At 31.2% G+C, this 5,760-nt stretch carries 5 protein-coding genes; 4 read left to right on the top strand and 1 reads right to left on the bottom strand.

All coding sequences use genetic code 11. The features are described 5' to 3' along the window. The 4 genes from ABY863_RS12465 to ABY863_RS12450 all read left to right on the top strand — a co-directional run. Positions 1-1,671: TonB-dependent receptor domain-containing protein (locus ABY863_RS12465; protein WP_372795324.1), on the top strand; the 1,671-nt coding region annotated here is incomplete at its 5' end. A gap of 162 nt (positions 1,672-1,833) precedes the next feature. Beyond that, positions 1,834-3,264 carry a sucrose phosphorylase gene (gtfA, locus tag ABY863_RS12460; RefSeq protein ID WP_372795322.1) on the top strand — a complete coding sequence of 477 codons (1,431 nt, stop codon included), beginning with the start codon at positions 1,834-1,836 and terminating at the stop codon, positions 3,262-3,264. Next, positions 3,258-4,568: a sugar MFS transporter gene (locus tag ABY863_RS12455; protein ID WP_372795328.1), complete on the top strand. Its 1,311-nt coding sequence runs from the start codon at positions 3,258-3,260 to the stop codon at positions 4,566-4,568. Before gtfA ends, ABY863_RS12455 begins: the two co-directional genes overlap by 7 nt. After that, complete coding sequence (locus ABY863_RS12450; protein WP_372795320.1) at positions 4,568-5,464, top strand: carbohydrate kinase; 897 nt, start codon at positions 4,568-4,570, stop codon at positions 5,462-5,464. The genes ABY863_RS12455 and ABY863_RS12450 overlap by 1 nt, the downstream gene beginning before the upstream one ends. A 142-nt stretch (positions 5,465-5,606) precedes the next feature. Here ABY863_RS12450 and ABY863_RS12445 read toward each other — a convergent pair. Next, positions 5,607-5,760: type IX secretion system membrane protein PorP/SprF (locus ABY863_RS12445; RefSeq protein WP_372795326.1), on the bottom strand; the 154-nt coding region annotated here is incomplete at its 5' end.

Below are 5,760 nucleotides of genomic sequence, written 5' to 3'. Positions count from 1 at the left end.
GCATATATGCCAATGCCTATAAAAGTTACAGGAACAAATAGCAATCCAACTTGGGGTAATATTGAAGGTTTTGATACTACAACTGGCGCACAACACAGTTCATATTTATCACAAAATTTTGGTTTAGATGCTACTGGAAGCCCTAGAAATGCAAATGTTAGTGATGGAATGCATCCTGTTTCGAATGCAATAGGTACTGAATTTTCATTCAATTTTAAAAATGATTGGAATGTGAATAACAAAACAAGAATGTCATTTAACAATGGACGCTTTATTGCTCCTTTCACTGCTGGCGTTGGTTCTGTTGCTGATATGGTTGCAACTGTTGGTGGATTCAATGGAGATGATGTTACTGGAGCTACAGTTACAAACGCTATTACTGGTGATGCATTTAGCAATCCTAATGGATTGGCACAAACAATTATTATGTTTGATACTGAGTTGGAAAATTTTAACAATTTTGTAAATGATTTTAAAATAACAAAATCTTTTGAAAATGTTGATGTAACTGTAGGATATTTTAAAGCAAACCAAAATATTGAAATGTCTTGGTTATGGAATACCTATTTAATGGAAGTTGATGGTAGTGATGCAGCTCTTTTGGATGTAACATTAGCTGACGGAACAAAAATAACAGAGAACGGACAAGCTTCTTATGGGGCAGCCGCTTTTGGAAATTGTTGTCAAGTGAAATATAATGCCAACTATGATATCAGTGCTCCATATGCTGCAATTACATTAAGAGCAAATGAAAAATTTACAATTGATGCAAGTTTACGTTATGATAATGTAAAAGTAAATGGTTCAGGATTAGGAGGCATTCAATCTACAAATTTAGATGTAAATAATAATGGAATTATAGAACCTATTGAACGTAGTGTTTCAGTAATAGACAATGCAAACCCACATCCAGTAAACTACGACTATAGCTATACATCATACTCTTTGGGTGGAAATTACAAATTAAATGATGAAACTGCAGTATTTGGTAGATTTAGCCATGGTGCATCAGGAAAAGCTGATAGAATTATTTGGCCGGGTGATAATCATACTTCTGTTGGAAATCCAAAAGATTTATTAGATCAAGGTGAATTAGGATACAAAAGAAAATTTGATAATGCAGGATTATTTATCACAGGTTTTTATGCTTCTACAACTGAAGAAGCAGGTTTTGAAGCTACCACTCAAAATGTTCAAAAAAACGATTACAAATCAATGGGTGTTGAAATAGAAGGTTCTTTAAAGTTGAACAATTTTGATGTAAGAGGTGCATTAACATATACAAATGCTGAAATTACAGGGACTACTGATGGATCTAATGTTGGAAACAAACCTAGAAGACAACCAGACTTTATATTTAGTGTAATTCCAACTTATAATTTTGGTAAAAACAGTGAACATATAATTGGAGCAAGCATTATAGGAAATTCAAAATCATACGCACAAGACAATAACAATTTGGTGATGCCTGGCTATGCGTATATAAATATGTTTAGCAAAGTAGTAATTACAAAAGGTTTCTCAGTTTCATTAAATATTAATAATTTATTTGACACAATAGGTATTACTGAATCTGAAGAAGGTTCAATAATTGAAGGCCAAGACAACTATATAAGAGCAAGATCAATTTCAGGAAGATCTTCATCTTTAACATTTGCATATAATTTTTAAGTAGTTGAATTAATGTTAAGAAAACAGTCCTCACCTTTTAAGGACTGTTTTCTTATAATTAATAACCCTTATTTTGAATTATAAAAAAATATTAAAGCAATCAATAATTTAATAAGAGTTACTTACTTGTTAAAACATTGAATTTTAAATTCTTTCAAAAAAATGAAAAACAAAATACAACTCATTACTTATATTGATAGATTAGGATGTAAAAGTATATCCGACTTAAATTCTCTTTTCAAAAACGAATTGAAAGGCCTTTTTGGAGGTTTACATATTTTACCTTTCTACTACCCTATCGACGGGGAAGATGCCGGATTTGACCCTATAGATCACAATTTAATTGATCCTAGATTAGGTGATTGGAATGATTTAAAGGAACTAAGTGAAGAAGTTGATATTATGGCAGATTTAATAGTGAATCATGTATCAGCAAAATCAGTGCAATTTCAAGATTATCTTCAAAAAGGAGAAAAATCAGCATATGCTTCTTTGTTTTTAGGTTACAATACTGTTTTTCCTAATGGAGCTTCAGAGGCAGATTTGTTGAGTATTTACAGACCTCGTCCAAGTCTTCCATTTACAATGTTTAAATTAAATGACGGATCGGTTAAATTAATTTGGACAACATTTACCAGTAATCAAATAGATATTGATGTAAATAATGAAATTGGAATCAAATATTTAGAAAGAATATTAGATACTTTTCAAAAAGGAGGTGTAAAAATGATTCGTTTAGATGCTGCAGGATATGCCATTAAAAAACAAGGAACATCTTGTTTTATGATTAATGAAACCTATGAATTTATTGATCAATTAACCGAAAAAGCAAAAGCAAAAGGTATTGAAGTATTGGTTGAAATTCATTCCTACTACAAAACTCAAATTGAAATTGCAAAAAGAGTAGATTATGTGTATGATTTTGCATTGCCAGTTTTAGTATTAGACACTTTATTCAATAAAAATGCTTCAAGCTTAAAAAAATGGTTAGAAGTAAGCCCCCGAAATGCAATTACAGTATTGGATACACATGATGGTATTGGTATTGTAGATGTTGGAGCTGAAGGAGAGAATCCAGGGTTAATTGAAGGTGCTATTTTGTCTAAAATTGTTGATCAAATGCACATTAACAGTAAAGGAAATAGCTTAAAGGCAACAGGTGGTGCTGCATCTAATTTAGATTTGTACCAAGTAAATTGCACCTATTTTGATGCTTTAGGAAGAGATAAAAACGCTTATTTAATAGCAAGAGCCATTCAGTTTTTTGTTCCTGGAATACCTCAAATATATTATGTAGGTTTATTCGCAGGTGAAAATGACATGGAATTGTTGGATAAAACAAATGTTGGAAGAGATATCAATCGTCATTATTTCACTAAAAATGAAATTAATGAACATTTAAAAAGACCTTTGATTAATGATTTAAAGGAATTAATGCTTTTAAGAAACAATCATAATGCTTTTAATGGAGATTTTAATTTAATTGAAACTTCAGAAAATATGCTAAATATAAAATGGATAAACAATAACCATTCGGCTGAACTTTTTATTGATTTAATTGCAATGAAAATGCAAACCAAGTTTTCATCATAAATATAAGTTTAGCAACTATAACAGTACAATTATTTAATTTTATACAAATTAATACCATGAAAAATCAGCAAGTACAATCAGCCGACTACAACCAAAAAAACATTAAATGGCTCACCTACCTTATGTTTATGATGTTTGCCATGACAACCGATGCGGTTGGTGTTATTATTCCTGAAGTAATGAAGGAATTTAATTTATCTATGACAGCAGCTGGTTTATTGCACTATGGTCCTATGACTGCCATTGCTTTAGCAGGAATTTTCTTAGGTTTTTTAGCTGATAAAATTGGTCGCAAAAAAACCATTATTGTAGGTTTGGCATTATTTGCAGTAAATTCATATTTATTTTTGTTGGGAAATACTTTTGGTTTTTTCTTAGTCCTATTGATAATTTCTGGGGCTGCCATTGGCGTGTTTAAAACAGGCGCATTAGCATTGATTGGTGATATGTCAAAATCTACCAACGATCATACTTCAACAATGAATGTAGTTGAAGGATTTTTTGGAGTAGGTGCTATTATTGGTCCGTTTTTAGTAAGTTATTTTTTAACAAGAAATGTAGATTGGAAATGGTTATATGTGGTGGCTGCAACCTTATGTGTTATTTTAATTGTTGTTGCTTTTTTTGCAAAATATCCTGATACTAAAAAAGCCACGGAAGAGCCTATTAACATCAAACGAACATTAAATATGGTGAAAGATAAGTATGCATTTGGTTTTTCTATGGCGGCATTTTTATATGTTGCTGTTGAAGCTGCAATTTATGTTTGGATGCCTACTTTAATAGCTGGTTACGATGGTAGTTTTGTTTTTATTGCGTTGTATGCATTGCCTATATTTTTTGTTTTACGTGCAGGAGGACGCTTTTTAGGAGCGTGGATGTTAGAACGTTTTGATTGGACTGTTGTCATGGCAATTTCAAGTTTTGCCATATTATTATGCTATGCCATAAGCTTTGTAAATGAATCTGCAACGGTTGTTTTGTTGCCGCTTTCTGGTTTGTTTATGTCGGTTATTTACCCAACAATCAATTCAAAAGGAATTAGTTGCTTCCCAAAAACGAGTCACGGTTCAGTAGCTGGAATCATTTTATTCTTTACGGCAGCAGGTGCAGCAATAGGCCCTTTATTAATGGGTGTTGTGAGCGACATGTTTGGATCAAATGCAACCTATGGATTTATGTTAGCAACATTTTTTGCAGCCATCTTATTTATTGGTTTCTTGCTGAATATGATTTTTAAACCAACTTACGTTCGTATTTCTATGCTAAATGAAAGTGAGTATGAAAATTCAAGTAAGTTATAATGACAACTAAAAAGCTAAAAGCTGTTTGTTTTGGAGAAATTTTATTTGATACATTTCTCAAGCATAAAAAAATTGGAGGAGCGCCCTTAAATGTGGCTTCAAGGTTAAAATCCTTTGGAATAGATGTGTCAATGATAAGTGCTGTTGGAAATGATGAAAATGGAAAAGAGTTATTGACCTACTTTAAAAATTTAGAAATACCAATAAATTCAATTCAAGTAAAGGAAAATTATCCTACAGGATTAGTAAATGTTCAACTGAATGAAAAAGGGAATGCATCTTATGATATTACCTATCCTTCAGCTTGGGATAAAATCAGGCTGTCTATAGAAGACACTGAGCTAGTTAAAGATGCAGATTTTTTCGTGTTTGGTAGCTTAGCATCTAGAGATGAATCAACAAAAAAAACATTATCACAACTTTTAAATGTTGCTAACTATAAAATATTTGATGTTAATTTAAGAGTGCCACATTACACCGAGGAAGCATTGAAAGAACTTATGGTTGCAGCTGATTTTATTAAGTTTAATGATGATGAATTGTTTGAGGTTTCAAAATATTTAGGTTCAAACCATAGATCTTTAGAGCAAAATATCAAGTATATTTCTAAAGAAACAAATACAGCTGCTATTTGTGTAACTTTAGGTTCGCATGGAGCAGTTTTATATTATAAAGGAACATTTTATAACAACTGTGGTTTTAAAGTGGATGTTTTAGATACAGTTGGTTCAGGCGATTCTTTTTTAGCATCCTTGGTTACAAAATTATTTAATGAAGTTGACCCACAAGATGCACTAAATTTTGCTTGTGCAGTTGGAGCAATTGTAGCACAAAATGAAGGAGCTAATCCTATAATTACACCTTTAGAAATTGAGCAATTTTTAAAAGGGTTTTAAATTTAACATCTAATTTATAAGAATAATGTACTTTTTTTTCACAGCTTAACATCTTAAAATTAGTTGAGTTTAAAACTTAAAACAAAAAGAGCAACGATTTTAAAATCGTTGCTCTTTTATTTATGTGATTGCTATTATTTCACTACCAAAATAGGGGTGTTCTCTTTTTTGAAGCGTATTTTCCATTCACTCCTAAATCAAATACCAAGCTAATTTCATGTGAACCGTTGTTATAGTTATTCAAATTATTGGTTAAACTATCATACGAATATCCTACTTTAAAATAATCATTTACG

Origin of the sequence: Lutibacter sp., assembly GCF_041562875.1 — a bacterium.
GTDB lineage: Bacteria > Bacteroidota > Bacteroidia > Flavobacteriales > Flavobacteriaceae > Lutibacter.
The sequence above is the reverse complement of the archived record's forward strand: the minus strand, read 5'-3'. Positions and strand labels throughout refer to the sequence as shown.

Excerpts from the sequence above, each read along its gene's own strand:
- ABY863_RS12450 (WP_372795320.1), top strand. The coding sequence starts at position 4,568 with ATGACAACTAAAAAGCTAAAAGCTGTTTGTTTTGGAGAAATTTTATTT.
- gtfA (WP_372795322.1), top strand. The coding sequence starts at position 1,834 with ATGAAAAACAAAATACAACTCATTACTTATATTGATAGATTAGGATGT.